The 17,500-nt window shown below is 37.2% G+C and carries 13 protein-coding genes, 2 tRNA genes and 2 rRNA genes (1 of these 17 cut by a window edge); all 17 read right to left on the bottom strand.

What is annotated here, in order from left to right; genetic code table 11:
• Positions 1-1,114, bottom strand: a 23S ribosomal RNA gene (locus tag HW271_RS00080); it reaches 1,789 nt to the left of the window's first position.
• A gap of 124 nt (positions 1,115-1,238) precedes the next feature.
• Positions 1,239-1,311: transfer RNA gene (locus HW271_RS00075), tRNA-Ala, on the bottom strand.
• Between the two features lie 50 nt (positions 1,312-1,361).
• Positions 1,362-2,909 (bottom strand): 16S ribosomal RNA (locus HW271_RS00070).
• The 16S and 23S rRNA genes sit together here with 2 tRNA genes alongside, the layout of an rRNA operon.
• A 228-nt stretch (positions 2,910-3,137) precedes the next feature.
• Positions 3,138-3,209 (bottom strand) — tRNA-Glu (locus HW271_RS00065).
• Between the two features lie 162 nt (positions 3,210-3,371).
• Positions 3,372-5,330 carry an ATP-dependent zinc metalloprotease FtsH gene (ftsH, locus tag HW271_RS00060; protein WP_178894387.1) on the bottom strand — a complete coding sequence of 653 codons (1,959 nt, stop codon included), beginning with the start codon at positions 5,328-5,330 and terminating at the stop codon, positions 3,372-3,374.
• Positions 5,331-5,346: 16 nt separating this feature from the next.
• Positions 5,347-5,889, bottom strand: coding sequence for a hypoxanthine phosphoribosyltransferase (gene hpt / locus HW271_RS00055; protein ID WP_006150551.1), 543 nt, complete (start codon positions 5,887-5,889; stop codon positions 5,347-5,349).
• Positions 5,890-5,893: 4 nt separating this feature from the next.
• Positions 5,894-7,171, bottom strand: a complete 1,278-nt coding sequence (tilS, locus tag HW271_RS00050) for a tRNA lysidine(34) synthetase TilS (protein ID WP_178894386.1) — start codon at positions 7,169-7,171, stop codon at positions 5,894-5,896.
• Positions 7,168-8,436 carry a serine hydrolase gene (locus tag HW271_RS00045; protein ID WP_178894385.1) on the bottom strand — a complete coding sequence of 423 codons (1,269 nt, stop codon included), beginning with the start codon at positions 8,434-8,436 and terminating at the stop codon, positions 7,168-7,170. The genes tilS and HW271_RS00045 overlap by 4 nt, the downstream gene beginning before the upstream one ends.
• The gene (locus HW271_RS08750; protein ID WP_006154842.1) at positions 8,429-8,551 is read right to left on the bottom strand and encodes an SP_0009 family protein; all 123 of its coding nucleotides are present in this window, start codon (positions 8,549-8,551) and stop codon (positions 8,429-8,431) included. The genes HW271_RS00045 and HW271_RS08750 overlap by 8 nt, the downstream gene beginning before the upstream one ends.
• 6 nt (positions 8,552-8,557) lie before the next feature.
• Positions 8,558-8,926 carry a septum formation initiator family protein gene (locus HW271_RS00040; protein WP_178894384.1) on the bottom strand — a complete coding sequence of 123 codons (369 nt, stop codon included), beginning with the start codon at positions 8,924-8,926 and terminating at the stop codon, positions 8,558-8,560.
• Entirely contained in the window at positions 8,919-9,185 is a 267-nt protein-coding gene (locus HW271_RS00035) for an RNA-binding S4 domain-containing protein (protein WP_006146042.1), read from the bottom strand. The genes HW271_RS00040 and HW271_RS00035 overlap by 8 nt, the downstream gene beginning before the upstream one ends.
• A 65-nt stretch (positions 9,186-9,250) precedes the next feature.
• A complete protein-coding gene (mfd, locus tag HW271_RS00030; protein ID WP_178895637.1) occupies positions 9,251-12,754 on the bottom strand; it encodes a transcription-repair coupling factor in 3,504 nt (1,167 codons plus the stop codon).
• Entirely contained in the window at positions 12,747-13,316 is a 570-nt protein-coding gene (pth, locus tag HW271_RS00025) for an aminoacyl-tRNA hydrolase (RefSeq protein ID WP_178894383.1), read from the bottom strand. Before pth ends, mfd begins: the two co-directional genes overlap by 8 nt.
• Before the next feature lie 72 nt (positions 13,317-13,388).
• A complete protein-coding gene (ychF, locus tag HW271_RS00020; protein ID WP_006150542.1) occupies positions 13,389-14,504 on the bottom strand; it encodes a redox-regulated ATPase YchF in 1,116 nt (371 codons plus the stop codon).
• Between the two features lie 84 nt (positions 14,505-14,588).
• A complete protein-coding gene (locus HW271_RS00015) occupies positions 14,589-14,783 on the bottom strand; it encodes a DUF951 domain-containing protein (RefSeq protein WP_006150549.1) in 195 nt (64 codons plus the stop codon).
• A gap of 66 nt (positions 14,784-14,849) precedes the next feature.
• A complete protein-coding gene (gene dnaN / locus HW271_RS00010; RefSeq protein ID WP_178894382.1) occupies positions 14,850-15,986 on the bottom strand; it encodes a DNA polymerase III subunit beta in 1,137 nt (378 codons plus the stop codon).
• 158 nt (positions 15,987-16,144) lie between these two features.
• Positions 16,145-17,500, bottom strand: a complete 1,356-nt coding sequence (gene dnaA / locus HW271_RS00005) for a chromosomal replication initiator protein DnaA (protein WP_178894381.1) — start codon at positions 17,498-17,500, stop codon at positions 16,145-16,147.

Here is a 17,500-nt window from a genome sequence, read left to right as displayed (position 1 = left end):
ATGAATAGCTGCTTCTAAGCTAACATCCTAGTTGTCTGTGCAACCCCACATCCTTTTCCACTTAACAATTATTTTGGGACCTTAGCTGGTGGTCTGGGCTGTTTCCCTTTCGACTACGGATCTTAGCACTCGCAGTCTGACTGCCGACCATAATTCATTGGCATTCGGAGTTTATCTGAGATTGGTAATCCGGGATGGACCCCTCACCCAAACAGTGCTCTACCTCCAAGAATCTTGATGTCGACGCTAGCCCTAAAGCTATTTCGGAGAGAACCAGCTATCTCCAAGTTCGTTTGGAATTTCTCCGCTACCCACAAGTCATCCAAGCACTTTTCAACGTGCCCTGGTTCGGTCCTCCAGTGCGTCTTACCGCACCTTCAACCTGCTCATGGGTAGGTCACATGGTTTCGGGTCTACGACATAATACTAAAGCGCCCTATTCAGACTCGGTTTCCCTACGGCTCCGTCTCTTCAACTTAACCTCGCATCATATCGTAACTCGCCGGTTCATTCTACAAAAGGCACGCTCTCACCCATTAACGGGCTCGAACTTGTTGTAGGCACACGGTTTCAGGTTCTATTTCACTCCCCTCCCGGGGTGCTTTTCACCTTTCCCTCACGGTACTGGTTCACTATCGGTCACTAGGGAGTATTTAGGGTTGGGAGATGGTCCTCCCAGATTCCGACGGGATTTCACGTGTCCCGCCGTACTCAGGATACTGCTAGGTACAAAGACTATTTAAAATACGAGGCTCTCACTCTCTTTGGCTGATTTTCCCAAACCATTCTTCTATAATCTTTGTGTCCACATTGCAGTCCTACAACCCCGAAGAGTAAACTCTTCGGTTTGCCCTCCTGCCGTTTCGCTCGCCGCTACTAAGGCAATCGCTTTTGCTTTCTCTTCCTGCAGCTACTTAGATGTTTCAGTTCACTGCGTCTTCCTCCTCATATCCTTAACAGATATGGGTAACAGGTAGTACCTGTTGGGTTCCCCCATTCGGAAATCCCTGGATCATCGCTTACTTACAGCTACCCAAGGCATATCGTCGTTTGTCACGTCCTTCTTCGGCTCCTAGTGCCAAGGCATCCACCGTGCGCCCTTATTAACTTAACCTTATTTTTTGACCTTTCAGTCATAAACTCTTATTAATACTACAGCGTTTTCGGTTTATTTTCTTGTTACTATTTGATATAGATATTCAATTTTCAATGTGCATTACTTGGTGATCTCTCACCAATGGAGCCTAGCGGGATCGAACCGCTGACCTCCTGCGTGCAAAGCAGGCGCTCTCCCAGCTGAGCTAAGGCCCCACAAGACCTCTCAAGACTAAACAAGACCAATGTGCATTCCTTATCCTTAGAAAGGAGGTGATCCAGCCGCACCTTCCGATACGGCTACCTTGTTACGACTTCACCCCAATCATCTATCCCACCTTAGGCGGCTGGCTCCTAATGGTTACCTCACCGACTTCGGGTGTTACAAACTCTCGTGGTGTGACGGGCGGTGTGTACAAGGCCCGGGAACGTATTCACCGCGGCGTGCTGATCCGCGATTACTAGCGATTCCGACTTCATGTAGGCGAGTTGCAGCCTACAATCCGAACTGAGACTGGCTTTAAGAGATTAGCTTGCCGTCACCGACTTGCGACTCGTTGTACCAGCCATTGTAGCACGTGTGTAGCCCAGGTCATAAGGGGCATGATGATTTGACGTCATCCCCACCTTCCTCCGGTTTATTACCGGCAGTCTCGCTAGAGTGCCCAACTGAATGATGGCAACTAACAATAGGGGTTGCGCTCGTTGCGGGACTTAACCCAACATCTCACGACACGAGCTGACGACAACCATGCACCACCTGTCACCTCTGTCCCGAAGGAAAACTCTATCTCTAGAGTGGTCAGAGGGATGTCAAGACCTGGTAAGGTTCTTCGCGTTGCTTCGAATTAAACCACATGCTCCACCGCTTGTGCGGGCCCCCGTCAATTCCTTTGAGTTTCAACCTTGCGGTCGTACTCCCCAGGCGGAGTGCTTAATGCGTTAGCTACGGCACTAAACCCCGGAAAGGGTCTAACACCTAGCACTCATCGTTTACGGCGTGGACTACCAGGGTATCTAATCCTGTTTGCTCCCCACGCTTTCGAGCCTCAGCGTCAGTTACAAGCCAGAGAGCCGCTTTCGCCACCGGTGTTCCTCCATATATCTACGCATTTCACCGCTACACATGGAATTCCACTCTCCCCTCTTGCACTCAAGTTAAACAGTTTCCAAAGCGTACTATGGTTAAGCCACAGCCTTTAACTTCAGACTTATCTAACCGCCTGCGCTCGCTTTACGCCCAATAAATCCGGACAACGCTCGGGACCTACGTATTACCGCGGCTGCTGGCACGTAGTTAGCCGTCCCTTTCTGGTAAGATACCGTCACAGTGTGAACTTTCCACTCTCACACTCGTTCTTCTCTTACAACAGAGCTTTACGATCCGAAAACCTTCTTCACTCACGCGGCGTTGCTCGGTCAGACTTCCGTCCATTGCCGAAGATTCCCTACTGCTGCCTCCCGTAGGAGTCTGGGCCGTGTCTCAGTCCCAGTGTGGCCGATCACCCTCTCAGGTCGGCTATGTATCGTTGCCTTGGTGAGCCGTTACCTCACCAACTAGCTAATACAACGCAGGTCCATCTGGTAGTGATGCAATTGCACCTTTCAAGCACATATCATGCGATATCTACTGTTATGCGGTATTAGCTATCGTTTCCAATAGTTATCCCCCGCTACCAGGCAGGTTACCTACGCGTTACTCACCCGTTCGCAACTCATCCGCTCGGTGCAAGCACCAAGCTTCAGCGTTCTACTTGCATGTATTAGGCACGCCGCCAGCGTTCGTCCTGAGCCAGGATCAAACTCTCATTAAAAGTTTGAGTTCTCACTCATTTCTGTCACTGACAGATTTATTGTTTTTTCATTGTTCAGTACTATAACCTTAAGTTATAGTGCCCTGCACATTGGTTCGTCTTGTTCAGTTTTCAAAGGTCTTTGTCGCGCTTGCGACAACTATATTAGTATATCACAGTCAATTTTCTCTGTCAACAGGTTTTTTTAACTTTTTTTATAACCTGTTCCCATCAACCGCGATACACACATAGTCCGTACGGGATTCGAACCCGTGTTACCGCCGTGAAAAGGCGGTGTCTTAACCCCTTGACCAACGGACCCTGAGCTTGTCAACTCTTTCTATTATACCTACTTTTTTCCCCTTGTCAAGATATTGGGTTTATTTTTCTGAAATTTTTTTAATAGTTTTTCATATATTGTTTTTTACAATAAGAAAGAGAGGATAACATTATATCCTCTCTTGTATATAGCCTACTAATATTTTAGTTTTCTTCAGCCATTTTTGATTTGACTTCATCATATGATAGGGCACGTGATTCCTCTTCTACTGATTCAGGCATTTTTCCTGTTTCGTAAAGAGATTTGATTTGTGTACTATCCAATGTTTCATATTTTAATAAGGCTTCTGCAATTAATTTATGCGTTTCACGATTTGATTGAATAATTTCAGCTGCTTTATTACGTGCTTCATTCAACAATGCTCGAACTTCTTCGTCAATCTCATAAGCTGTACGCTCTGAAATAGATTTTTGTGGAGTTTGAGCACCAAACATTGCATGATTTCCTTCATATTGAACAGGTCCAAGTTTTTCACTCATACCATACTCTGTAACCATTGCACGCGCCATTTGTGTAGCTTGTTCAAAGTCGTTTGATGCACCTGTTGTTTGGACATTAAAGATAATTTCTTCAGCAACACGTCCACCCATTAAACCAGCTAATTGTTCTTTCATGTCTTCTTTAGATAGCAACATTTGATCTTCTTTTGGAAGAGCAATCATGTAACCACCTGCACGACCACGAGGAACAATTGTTACCTTATGAACTACACGCGCATTCGATAAGACTAACCCTACGATAGTGTGCCCGGCTTCGTGATAAGCAACCATTTCACGTTCTTTTTGGGAAACAGTTTTATCTTTCTTAGAGGGCCCTGCAATAACGCGATCTTCTGCCTCATCAATATCTGAAGCATCGATGACTGATTTGTTGCGACGGGCAGCAACTAATGCCGCTTCGTTCAATACGTTTTCTAAGTCAGCACCAACAAAACCAGGAGTTTGTTGTGCTACTAACTTCAAGTCTACATCTTCTGCTAGAGGTTTATTTCTAGCATGGACTTTCAGAATCGCTTCGCGTCCCTTAACATCTGGACGACCAACCAATACTTTTCTATCAAAACGACCTGGACGAAGAAGGGCTGGGTCTAGAACATCTGAACGGTTCGTTGCTGCAATGACAATGATTCCTTCATTTCCTTCAAAACCATCCATTTCAATCAAGAGTTGGTTCAAGGTTTGTTCACGTTCGTCATTACCTCCACCAAGACCGACACCACGTTGGCGACCAACGGCATCAATTTCATCAATGAAGATAATTGCTGGTGCTGCTTTTTTAGCGTCCTCAAAAAGTGAACGTACACGGCTGGCACCGACACCGACAAACATTTCTACGAAGTCAGAACCTGAAATACTAAAGAATGGTACTCCAGCTTCTCCTGCTACTGCTTTAGCAAGTAATGTTTTACCAGTTCCCGGAGGTCCTTCTAAGAGAACACCAGCTGGGATACGAGCACCTAATTTTGTAAAGCGTTTTGGATCTTTCAAGAATTCAACAACTTCAACAAGTTCTTGTTTTTCTTCTTCAGCTCCTGCTACATCTGAAAAGCGTACTTTGATATCTTCCTTATTAGCAGCCTTAGCTTTATTGCGTCCAAAGCTCATCGGATTGCGTCCACTATTTCCACCCATATTGCCCATCATAGAAAATAGGAAGAAGAATAAAATGGCAAATGGTACTACTGAAACTAGGATGTTAATCCACATACCACTTGAACTTTCATGCTTCACTTCAATTTGTGTTTGGTGTTCCCCAGCTAATTTTTGCAAATCTGCTACAGTAGTATCCGATGGAAGAATAATACTTGTAAATTTTTCTACTTTTGTTGCAGAAGGTGTGAAAAACTGAATACCTGTTTCCGGTTTTTCTGTTTTAGCAGTTTTATAGACACCAGACACTTCAATAACACTACCACTTGGTTGATAGGTTATTTCTTTTACATTGTCGTTAGTGATTTCCTGCACCAATTCTGAGTATTTAATTTGTTGACTGTGCCCAGCAGCTCTTCCAGCGAAAAAGTACTGAAATCCTGTTACTAGCAAGAAAATCATCAACAAATAAAGAAATGGATTTTTTATAAAACCATTATTTTGCTTTTGCATTCAACAACTTACCCTTCTATTTTGAGTAAACTTCCTCTTTCAATACACCTACATAAGGAAGGTTACGATAATTTTCATTATAGTCTAAACCATAGCCTACAACAAATTCATTCGGAATTGTAAAACATGTATAATCTGCTTCGATTTCTACAGTACGGCCTTCAGGTTTATCAAGCATTGTAACAATCTTAACAGATGCCGCTTCTCTAGCAGTAAACATATCTCTCAAACTTTTCAAGGTTTGACCAGTGTCGATAATATCTTCCACAAAAACAACATGTCTACCTTTAATATCTTGAGTTACATCTTGTTTGATATTGATAACACCGCTACTTACAGTACCACCATGATAGCTAGAAACCATCATAAAGTCCATCTCAAGATGAGTGTCGATATATTTCACCAATTCTGCCATAAAAGGAATAGATCCTTTTAAAATACCAACTAGAATCGGATTTTTACCTTCATAATCTTTGGTCAATTGAGCACCTAACTTCTTAGCAGCTTCTGTAATTTCATCTTGTGAAATCAAAATCTTCTTGATATCTTGTTCTAACATGATTTTACCTATCTATTTTTTCTATATAAAGTACAGTGTTCATTATATCATTTTTCATTTTTATACTCAAATCACTGAATTCAATTCCTAAAATTGAACAAATCTTTCCGAATTGCTCAACAATAATCGCATTTTTTCGTTTTTCTGCAGGAATTTTTAAATCAATAAAAAGTCGCCTTACTTTTTTTCGATGACCATTTATTATCAAATAATCACCTGACTGTCGATGCCTCAAAATCAATGATGTTTCACGGGAAACATTTATTTGTTGAACATTTTCGCCTTTTAAAGGAATTCCGAATGAAAATAGAAAACCTTCATAATAAACTTGATTTTGATAGTTTAGCACACACTCACTACTTTTTTCATCAGACTTTGGTCTGATTTTACCAATTTGAAAGTGCTGGTATTCTTTTATAAGTTCATAACCATTTTTTATACTATGGCGATATTGACTCTTAGTTTTTAAAATATGATGAATTTCTTGAAATTGTTCTCTTGTTACATTTAAATCAGCAAAACGACTAAGGTATTGTTGTAGTAAAACTCCTTGCGTTGCTTCACTAAAAGATAAAAACTGAGTTAAATCTTCCACATCAACCGCTTGAGATAATTCAGCCAGAGCAATTTGATAATCAGAAACTTCTTTCCCAAACTCTAAAAATGCCTTTTTTACCTGAACATTTTCTTTTTCTAACTGTGGCAGATAGAGGTTGCGAATACGATTGCGAAGATAGTGATTTTCTTTATTCGTTGGATCTTCAAAATGCTCAATTTTAGGAAAATCCTTCTTATAAAAAGACAACAAAGGACGAATTAACTCTCCCTTATTAAACGTTTGTCTTTCTTTAATAGCTGATAAATGGTGTAGTCTAACACCTCTAATCAATCGCATAAAGATTGTCTCAACTTGATCATCTGCATGATGAGCTGTTACAAGAGCTGTAGATGAAGTTTTCTCCATCACTTCTCTAAAAAAATTATAGCGAAATTGACGAGCATTCGTTTCTGAAAAATCTCCAGTAAAACAAGCTACATAAATTGGAACTCCAGCTTGTTCAGCTAATTTTCTTAATTCATTTTCTTCCTGATTTGACTCTGGTCGTTGTTTATGATTTACATGAGCTAAAAACAATTCAATACCAAGTTCTTTTTGATAAGTTGAAAGAAGACGAAAGAGAAACATCGAATCCAATCCACCAGACAAAGCTAGCACAACTCTTGAATGATCTTTGAAATAATCCTTTTCTAGAAGATGATTTAAAAAATCGCGGTCTCTCATTTTAGGACCTCATATACATCCTTAGCAATTTTAGAAATGGTATCATAATCAGAATTTTTGGAAAAGATTGAAATAATGAAAGGAGAATCTGTATAGACTATTCCTACATCGTGTTTAAATTCATCTGCATCCCCAATTTTATGGGCTACCTTAGCAGAAATATTCTTAGCAATCCTCTGATTATCAAATGATGTTTGTGATAGGGATTCTAAAACAAAACCATTCTGATTATAAATAGATTCCATAACTTGACCAGCCATTTTAGCTGAAGCCAACTTATCTGTCACATCCCACTCTTCACCTGCGATAGTAGCCATCTCTTTTTTAAAGGCTTCATCTGATTTATTCGTAATATAATAACCAAGAATATTATGAGCTACATTGTCAGATTCTTTTGCAGTTTTTGTGATTAAATCTTTGATAGTGTATTCTTTATTGTCCGCTGTTTTAGGGAGACTACCGCTTCCTTCCGGTTTATAAGAACCAGGGAAATCATTAACTTCGGAAACATACTTCAATTTCGTGTCAAGTTGGTAATCACCTTGATTGATTTTTTCCTGAACAGAATAAAGATAAGGTAATTTCATAACACTAGCAGCGTACATTTTCTGATCTTCGTTAATCCCAGCTTCTTTACCTGTACTCAATTGTTTCACATAAATAGAGAACTGTTCATTTTGATAATTTGCAGATAGCAACTCTTGTACTTTCTGAATACGATTATCATCATCGGAAATATAATCCGTCGAAATCCAGCCCGTTTGCTTGATATGTAAGAATTCACGACCTTCAGCAAAAATAGACATATCTGCTTCAACCTCTTGATAAGCTGCTAAAGTAGACTTTAATTCTTGTTGATCATAAGGACTATTATAAACGACAAATCCTGGTTCTAGCCATACTCGTTTAGAAAAATCGTTTACGATGGAACTATCGTATAAAAGTCGTTTATCAGCCATCACAAATTGATTATTTGACAATTTAAACACAGGCTGTCCTTGTTTATTTAATCGCCATTCTAAAACAGATAATTTTGTTTCTGCATTGACTTTTCCTGATTCTTTAATCAGGTCTTCTGTAGAATAAACTGGCGTCTCACCATAAAATTTTGGAGATTCTATAATATCTTGATAATAAAAATGATATGGAGTATGAGTTAAAGAATAAACTTCTTGTTTTGGAATGATAACTGGATTCTCAGTGCTTACTACTTGAACGCTTTTTAGGAAAATAGGAAGTAGTAATATCACTAAAAATTTACGCATTCTTTTTCCCCTCTTCTTCTTGTAGTCGTAACAGATGATTCTTTTGAGCTAACTCATCTAATTTTTCATCTGACTGACTTAAAAATTTTTCGACAATATCTAATAAATTTTCCATTTTACATTACCTAGGAAGCAAGTCCGGAATTGTATAAACTTCCTCCCATGATTTCGAATAATAATATTTTGCACGGGAATATTTAGCTGCATAGGATTCGTCTTTTAGCTTAGTTGCTAAACTAGCTTCTTTATCCTTTTCGTCACTCAATTCCTGGTATTGTTTTTTCAAATCCGTTAATTGCTGACGACGTGTTAGTAATTGTTGATAACTTTGTGCTAAATTATAAGTTGGCAAGATAAATAACAACATTATCAAAATCAAAACCCATCCCATAAAACGATTGCGTTTTTGACGTTCTTCCATCATGTATTTACGTCGTTGGTGTTCATTTTGAATAAAAGAGTTATTCATTTGGACTATTTTTTTATACATCGCCTTCTACCCTTGTTTCACTGATAATTTCATACATTCCAGCTGCATCTTCTTTTTTTGTGCTATCTTTCATTTCGAGCACCTTTACAAGTAACAACTTATTTCCAAAGCGAATTTCAACTTGATCATTGATTTTTAAATCTGTTGAACTTTTAGCAAGGATTCCATTTACCTTGATTCGCCCTTTATCTGCAACTTCCTTAGCTACCGTACGGCGTTTAATAATTCGTGATACTTTTAAATATTTATCTAGTCTCATCTTATAATACCTCAAATTATTATTGTACCATTTTTCTCCCTTTTATAGAAGAAAAAAGGTAATCCCTAATGTGACTCTTTTAAGTCTTTTATCTTCGCTAACGATTCTCCAAAGGTTAAGAGTCCTTCTAAAATCTCATAATCTTTTTTATTTCGGATATCAAATACAACTTCAATCAAACCTTGATTCTCAGAAATATTAGCCTTCAGATTTGTCTGAGAAAGAGCCTGGAAATAATCTTGGGTTAAAAATAGTTGTTGCGATATTTTTTCAAACTGAATGACAAGCTTATTATTCTTTCTTTCTACACGATTGACAAATACTTTATCGAGATATGCTTTGGCTAATCCAATTTCTAAGAGATAGGCAACTACATCTGGATATTCTCCAAATCGGTCTATCAACTCATCCTGTAATTCTTCATAGTTGACACGATTGTCAATCTGACGAATTCTCTTGTAAATTTCAATTTTATGGCGCTCATCTGATATGTACTCATCTGGAAGATAGGCATCAATTTGTAGAATTAACTCAGCATTTCCTTTTTCACGTTTCTTGTCAGTTCCATTTTTCTTAGCAATTGCTTCTTCTAGTAACTGAGAATACAATTCAAAACCAACAGAATCTATAAAACCAGACTGAGAACTTCCTAAAAGATTACCTGCCCCACGAATGGATAAATCACGCATAGCAATTTTGAAACCAGAACCTAATTCGGTAAAACCTTTGATAGCTTCTAATCTCTTTTCTGAAACTTCTGTCAAAGATTTGTCTGGTCGATACATGAGATAAGCATAAGCGATTCGATTACTACGACCAACTCGACCTCTTAATTGATACAAGGTTGACAAGCCCATGTGATCTGCGTTTTCAATAAACAAGGTATTAGCATTTGGAATATCTACACCTGTTTCAATGATTGTCGTAGTTACTAAAATGTCATATTCGCCTTCAATAAAATCAAGTAATGTATTCTCTAAACGAATTTCACTCATTTGACCATGAACAAAACCAATAGAAGCTTCAGGAATCAGTTCTTGTAATTCTGAAACCTTCTTTTCAATCGTGTCAACTTTGTTGTAAAGATAGTAAACCTGACCACCACGATCGATTTCTCTCAACACAGCATCACGAATCACACGATCATTTTGTTCAAGAACATAGGTTTGAACAGGATATCGATTTGTTGGAGGGGTTTCAATGACAGATAAATCTCGGATACCTAGCATAGACATATGAAGAGTTCGAGGAATTGGTGTAGCTGTCAAGGTTAAGACATCCACCTTCTTTTTTAATTCCTTAAGTGCTTCCTTATGCTTGACACCAAAACGTTGTTCCTCATCGATGATGATCAATCCTAAATCTGCAAATTCAACATCTTTAGACAAAACTCGATGGGTCCCAATCAAGATATCTACCTGGCCTTTTTTCAATTTTTTAAGTGTTTCAGTTTGCTCTTTTTTACTTCTAAAACGACTTAAAACATCTACGTTTACAGCAAATTGCTCAAACCTTTCTTTGAAATTACTGTAATGTTGCTGCGCAAGAACAGTTGTTGGCACTAAAACGACAACCTGTTTATGATCATTGACAGCTTTAAATGCAGCTCGCATGGCAACTTCTGTCTTACCAAAACCAACATCTCCAACTAAGAGTCGATCCATTGGTTGAGAAGTCTGCATATCCCTTTTAATTTCATCTATACTTCGAAGTTGGTCCTCAGTTTCAACATAAGGGAAAGCCTCATCAAAAGCAACTTGGTCTTCATCATCTTTTGAAAATGCAAAACCTTCAAGTTGACTCCTCTCTGCATATAACTTAATTAAGTCATCTGCGATGTCTTCAACTTGATTTTTAACTTTTTGCTTAGCTTTTTTAAAACGTCCATCGTTTAATTTGTTTAACTTTGGAGCCTTACCGTCACTTGAAACATACTTAGATAAGGTTTGGATTTGTTCTACAGGGATAGAAATTCGATCTCCATTTTGGTATTGAACACTTACGTAGTCTCTATGAATCCCTTTGATTTCAATCGTTTCAATTCCTAAAAATTGACCAATCCCATGAATTTGATGAACAACATAGTCTCCTTTTTGGAGTTCACTATAATCCTTTAATCTTTCAGCATTGCTAATATTTTGTCTTCTGTATTTGCGTTTAATCTTCTTTTTGAATATTTCATATTCAGTGATGAATACAAGATTCTCATCCACAAAATGAAAACCATGACGAAGGTTTCCTTCAACAATATTGACAGTTCCTTTACAGAATTCATTCGCACTAATATTATCAACTTTTATGTCATATTCTTCTAAAATACTTGACAATTTTTTTAGTTCATTCTCGCTACTTGACTGAAGAACAATCGTATATTTTAATTTTTTATAGCGTTCAATTTCTTCTTTCAGAAAAGAAAATTGATTGAAGAACTCTTGCATTGGATATTGATTAAATTGATAAAGATGATCAAATTTTAGATTTCCAAGTCCCTTTTGAAAATTAGAAAAGAAGCTAGCTGGTAAATATTTTTTAAATTGACTTTCTACATCTGCAAAGTATTGTAAACTTGATACAGCTTTACTATTATGTAAATCCTCTGTAAAGTAGCTAGCTGTTTCCTTATCAAAAATATCATACTGATCCATGATTTTTTGAAAATCATCAAAGATAATAGGCGCTTGGTTCAAGTAGTCAATCAAGGTCGACTGTTTTTTATACAAAACAGATAAAAACTTTCGAATATCTGCATGAAAAACTTGCTCTTTCGTGCAACTAAAAACTTCTTCTAGGTAAGACTTTACAGTTGGTGACAATGTCTTGTCAATCTCTTTTTCTAAAAATTCCTGACCACGATGATAATCTTCAGCAGTTAGTAAAATATCACTAGCGGGATATATAGAAATTTCAGGGCGACTTTCCTTTGATAATTGTGTCTCTGCATCAAATTCTCTAATCCCATCTATTTCATCACCGAAAAATTCAATTCGGTAAGGAGAAATTTGTGATGTTTCAAAGATATCTAAAATATCCCCTCGAAGACTAAATTCACCTTGACTCTGAACTTGTGTAACTTTCTTATAACCAAGTGCAGTTAACTTATTTTTTAATTCTCTTTGTTCACACTCTTGTCCGACTTGCAGTTTTAAAACACTATCATCGAAAATCTTAGGATCAGGCAAGAATATACGACTAGCTGCCATGTTACAAACTAATATTCCTTTTTGAGATTTATCTCTTAGAAAACGTAAGGCTTCAACGCGAGAAAAAATCTTTTCTTGTGACGATACTAAAAATTCTACCATTGGTGAATCATCTACTAAAAATGGATAAACCATATCAGTACCCAGGATAGAAATTAAATCATTTACTAGACGCTCAGCTTCTCCATAAGTAGATGTCATCACTAAAATCTTGTCCTGATTTTTAGCACTACTTGCAATAGCTAAGGATTTTGCTGATCCTGATAAACCAAGTAGTAATTGTCTTTGTTTGAGAGATAAATGCCCATTCCATGATTGTATATGATTATTCTCTAAAAAGAATTCGATTAATGACATTCCCTTACCCATTGTATTTCTGCATTGTTTTTTCAAAGTTTTTCTCTTGTAAATAATAATTTACAGCATCGTCAACCTTGTCAATAGACTGTAAAATACCTATATAGTCATCCTTGTCAAATTTACTCAAAACGTGGTGAACAACAGACATTCCTTTTTTAGGTCTACCTATACCAATCTTTACACGATTAAAAACCTGTGTACCAATATGTTGGATAATTGACTTGATACCATTATGACCGCCAGCTGATCCTTTAGCGCGAAGACGAATTTTTCCTACTTCCATGTCAAGATCATCGTAAATAATCAGTAAATCTTTAATATCTAAACCATAGTAGGTTAATAAAGCATGAACTGCTTTCCCACTTTCATTCATAAAAGTTGTTGGTTTCACTAGATAAATTTTTTCACCATTAAGGAAAAATGAAGCTAATTCAGCTTGGAATATTTTATCGTGTGTAAAGGATACATTCTGTTTTTTTGCTAGTTGGTCAATCAACATAAAACCAACATTATGCTTTGTCTCAAAATATTTATCCCCTGGATTTCCCAATCCTACAAGTAATTTTGTCATTAAAATTTCCTTTCAAAACCCAAAAGGGTTGGAATTTTTTTCCAACCTAATTGACACTATTAAAAATGTTGATTATACGTTAAAGCGGAATTCCATGATATCGCCATCTTGAACGACATATTCTTTTCCTTCTTCACGCAAACGTCCAGCTTCTTTTACAGCCTTTTCAGATCCGTATTTAATCAAATCATCATAAGACATAGTTACTGCACGAATAAAACCTTTTTCGAAGTCAGAGTGGATGATACCAGCTGCTTGTGGAGCTTTCATACCACGTTTAAAGGTCCAAGCACGAACCTCTTTTTCACCAGCTGTGAAGTAAGTTCCAAGTCCAAGTAGATGGTAAGCTGCACGAGTCAACTTATCCACACCTGATTCTGTCAAACCAATAGCTTCAAGAAACTCTTTTTTATCTTCATCGTCTAATTCAGAAATTTCTTCTTCAGCACGCGCAGAAATCACCACTACCTCTGCATTTTCTGTTTCTGCGAATTCACGAATTTGCTTCACATAATCAATAGATTCTGGGTCTCCAACAACATCCTCATCCACATTTGCTACATAAAGAACTGGTTTAGTAGTCAAAAGGAAGAGTCCTTTGACTACTTTTTGCTCTTCATCTGTAAATTCAATGGTACGTGCTGACTTACCGTCTTCAAGAACTGGTTTAATCTTTTGGAGAACGTTAAATTCTGCAACTGATTCCTTATCTTTTTGCGTACGTGCCATCTTTTCAACACGCGCATAGCGTTTATTGACAGATTCTAGGTCAGCAAGAATCAATTCTAGGTTAATGGTATCAATGTCTGCTAGTGGATCAACAAAAGCATCTTCACGACCTTGTTCACGCATGACATTTTCATCATCAAAGGCACGAACCACATGGACAATGGCATCAACTTCACGGATATTGGCCAAGAATTTATTACCAAGACCTTCACCTTTTGACGCACCTTTTACAATCCCTGCAATATCTGTAAATTCAAAGGTTGTTGGAACTGTCTTCTTAGGAGTGATCATTTCAGTTAATTTTTGGAGGCGTTCATCTGGAACTTCTACCATCCCAACGTTTGGATCAATGGTTGCAAATGGATAGTTTGCAGCCTCTGCTCCTGCTTTTGTAATTGCGTTAAATAGGGTTGATTTACCAACGTTTGGCAAACCCACGATACCTGCTGTTAAAGCCATAGTTTCTCATTCTCCGTTCACATTTCAATCTTCAATATTATAACACAAAAAGGGAAAACTTGCTAACTCTCCAATTCAGTGTTTCTAGTCGATAATTTTGTTCATTTTTCTTTCAAAATCATAGCGACTCATCATGACTACATGATCACAATTACTGCATTTAATTTTAATATCTGCACCTAAACGAGTAATTTCCCAACGATTTGCTTTTTTGCCTGTAGATTTGATTGTACAAGCATGTGGTTTTTTCATTTCAACAAAATTTCCAACTTGATACATACTACTCTCCTTTTCATATTTCTGATTATATCATAAAAGAGGTGAGCTAGGCTCAACCTCTTTCCATTAATTTGTACGAACTGGTGTAATCAGCTGCATGAAATCTTCATCTGTATCAGCTGGTACCAAGGTAAATGGACGAATTGCTGAAATGAAGCTGATTGTTACCTTTTCACTATTCAAGGCTTTTAGTGCTTCAATCAAGTAAGTTGGGTTAAAGCTAATAGTCAAGTCTTCGCCAGATACAGCAATTGTATCAATTTCTTCGTCTACTTTACCAACTTCTGGAGAATTTACATGGGCTGTAACCACTCCTTGTTTGATTTCTAATTTTACAGTACCGTTTTGAGTTGCACTTGATAGGAGACGTGCACGTTCCATAGATTGACGTAGATTCACAACATCAAAAGTCACTGTCGTATTAAAATCTGTTGGAATTAGGCGATCTGTATCAGGATAATTACCTTCTAAGAGACGTGTGTAGAAGCTAATATTTTCGCTTCTAAAGAGAATTTGGTTGTTTGCGAAGAAAATCTCTACTGTTTCGATATCGTCTGTAAAAACAGCTGAAAATTCGCGTAGAGAGCGACTAGGGATAACAACGTCGAAATTATCACTATTTTTCTCAAGTGTCAATTTCTTCTGACTGAGACGGTGAGAATCTGTCGCAACTGTTTTTAATTCTTGATGATTACTTAGGACAAAATGTACACCAGTCAAGATTGGACGACTTTCTTGAACACTAGCTGCAAAGGCAGTTTCGTTGATAATCTTTTTAAGAAGCTTTGTTTCAAGAACTAAAGGATTACTTGCTGCAATTTCCTGGATACGTGGATACTGCTCGCTGTCTTTACCTTTAAGGGTAATCTCTGATTTCCCACTTGTTAATACAATTTGGTGTTGTTCAATTTCTTTAAAATCAAGAGTCACATCTGGAAGACTAGAAACAACATTGATAAAGAATGAAGCTTCTAGAAGGATAGAACCTAAAGAGTTAATCAGAAGACCTGCATTTTCATCTTTTTGAGAAATGAAATTCTCAATTGAAATTTGACCATTTGATCCAATTAATGTAATTCCTTCGTTAGTCACATCAATTTTAATAGTTGATAAAACAGGAATAGCATTTTTTGAACTAATAGCACGTTTAGTAATATTTAATGATTGCAGGAATAAATTTTTATTAATAGAAAAATGAATCATGGAATCTCCTTTATTTATTTTTATTATTAGAAGGTTAATAGTAATAGTAGGCTGTGTGAAATCTGTGGAAAACCAAGTTTAGTTTAGAAAAATCAAGAAGTTATACTTGTTTAAAATTTGTTAATAAATCAGTAAAATTTTAAACACTTATCCACAAGTTATTTGATTTTCTTTTTGATGGTTTCGATTTCTATACGTAATTTATCATCAGTTTCAATCATAGATTTGATTTTTGCATGAGCATGAATGACGGTTGTATGATCTTTACCACCAAATTCTTTTCCGATTTTTGGAAGACTGTTATCAGTTAATTCTCTAGCTAGGTACATAGCAACTTGGCGAGCTAGAACAATATTCTGAACACGTCTAGTTCCCTTCATCTCCTTAACGCTCACATCATAAAATTTTCCGACTTCCTCTTGGATTTTTTCAATCGGAATGACAATCATGGTGCTGACGCTTTGTTTTCTAGCACGTATAGCCTCAGATGCAATATCCACAGTTATAGTGTTGATTTGTTTGACTTTAGCCATGAGACTAATATCTTTGAGCGCACCTTCTAATTCACGTACATTTGAATCAAACTGGCCAGCCAAATATTCGATTGTGTCAGGTTGAAAATGATAATCTAAATCCTCTGTTTTACTATTTAGGATAGCGATACGAGTTTCAAAATCAGGTGGAGTAATATCCGTTGTTAATCCCCATGAGAAGCGCGTGACAAGTCGTTCAGGTAGGTTTTCTAGTTGTTCTGGCCTACGGTCACTCGTTAAAACGATCTGTTTATTATTACTGTGAAGTTTGTTAAATGTATTGAAAAATTCATCCTGAGTTTGTACTTTATTTCCACTAAGAGATTGAATGTCATCAATAAGAAGGAGATCTAGACTTCGATAGGTTTTTTTAAAATTATCCATATCATTGAGTCTTAAATGATCTAAAAATTCATTAATAAAACTTTCAGCAGGAATATATTTTACACGCGCATTAGGATTTTTTTTAAGAATTTCATTCCCCAAAGCATTGAGTAAGTGAGTTTTTCCTAAACCAGGTCCTCCATATATAAACAGAGGATTATAAGTTAGCCCAGGATCTTCCGAGACGGCTAAAGCAGCAGACTTGGCCCAAATATTTCCATCTCCTTGGATGAAATTATCAAAAGTATAAATATCTCTTAATCCTGTTTCTGAGTAAGGGATAGATTTTATAGTTTGTTCTTGTTGATGATTAGAATTTTCAACAGTTGTTGTATCGGAGGAGTCAGAATTTTCCTTAGTCAATACATATTGTGCTTTAATTTCAGTGTCATAGATTTGGAAACCGACAGCTACAATAATATCATTGAGTTTTGTACTCCAAACCATTTCCATTTCAGATCTTGGTAAAAATATGGTAGCTACATTTCCCTCGACCTTTATTAATTCAGCAGGTGTTGCATAGAAATCAAACATTGATCGTGTCAATCTCTCTTTAGCTAATTCTAAAATCTGATTCCAAAATTGTTTTTCTTTCAA

The sequence above is a fragment of the Streptococcus sp. oral taxon 061 genome, assembly GCF_013394695.1.
Classification (GTDB): domain Bacteria; phylum Bacillota; class Bacilli; order Lactobacillales; family Streptococcaceae; genus Streptococcus.
This window is presented reverse-complemented; position numbering and strand designations above follow the sequence as displayed.

Bases quoted from the DNA above. Each gene is read 5' to 3' on its own strand.
- ftsH (WP_178894387.1), bottom strand. From the start codon at position 5,330: ATGCAAAAGCAAAATAATGGTTTTATAAAAAATCCATTTCTTTATTTG.
- hpt (WP_006150551.1), bottom strand. From the start codon at position 5,889: ATGTTAGAACAAGATATCAAGAAGATTTTGATTTCACAAGATGAAATT.
- tilS (WP_178894386.1), bottom strand. From the start codon at position 7,171: ATGAGAGACCGCGATTTTTTAAATCATCTTCTAGAAAAGGATTATTTC.
- HW271_RS00045 (WP_178894385.1), bottom strand. From the start codon at position 8,436: ATGCGTAAATTTTTAGTGATATTACTACTTCCTATTTTCCTAAAAAGC.
- HW271_RS08750 (WP_006154842.1), bottom strand. From the start codon at position 8,551: ATGGAAAATTTATTAGATATTGTCGAAAAATTTTTAAGTCAGTCAGAT.
- HW271_RS00040 (WP_178894384.1), bottom strand. From the start codon at position 8,926: ATGTATAAAAAAATAGTCCAAATGAATAACTCTTTTATTCAAAATGAA.
- HW271_RS00035 (WP_006146042.1), bottom strand. From the start codon at position 9,185: ATGAGACTAGATAAATATTTAAAAGTATCACGAATTATTAAACGCCGT.
- mfd (WP_178895637.1), bottom strand. From the start codon at position 12,754: ATGGGTAAGGGAATGTCATTAATCGAATTCTTTTTAGAGAATAATCAT.
- pth (WP_178894383.1), bottom strand. From the start codon at position 13,316: ATGACAAAATTACTTGTAGGATTGGGAAATCCAGGGGATAAATATTTT.
- ychF (WP_006150542.1), bottom strand. From the start codon at position 14,504: ATGGCTTTAACAGCAGGTATCGTGGGTTTGCCAAACGTTGGTAAATCA.
- HW271_RS00015 (WP_006150549.1), bottom strand. From the start codon at position 14,783: ATGTATCAAGTTGGAAATTTTGTTGAAATGAAAAAACCACATGCTTGT.
- dnaN (WP_178894382.1), bottom strand. From the start codon at position 15,986: ATGATTCATTTTTCTATTAATAAAAATTTATTCCTGCAATCATTAAAT.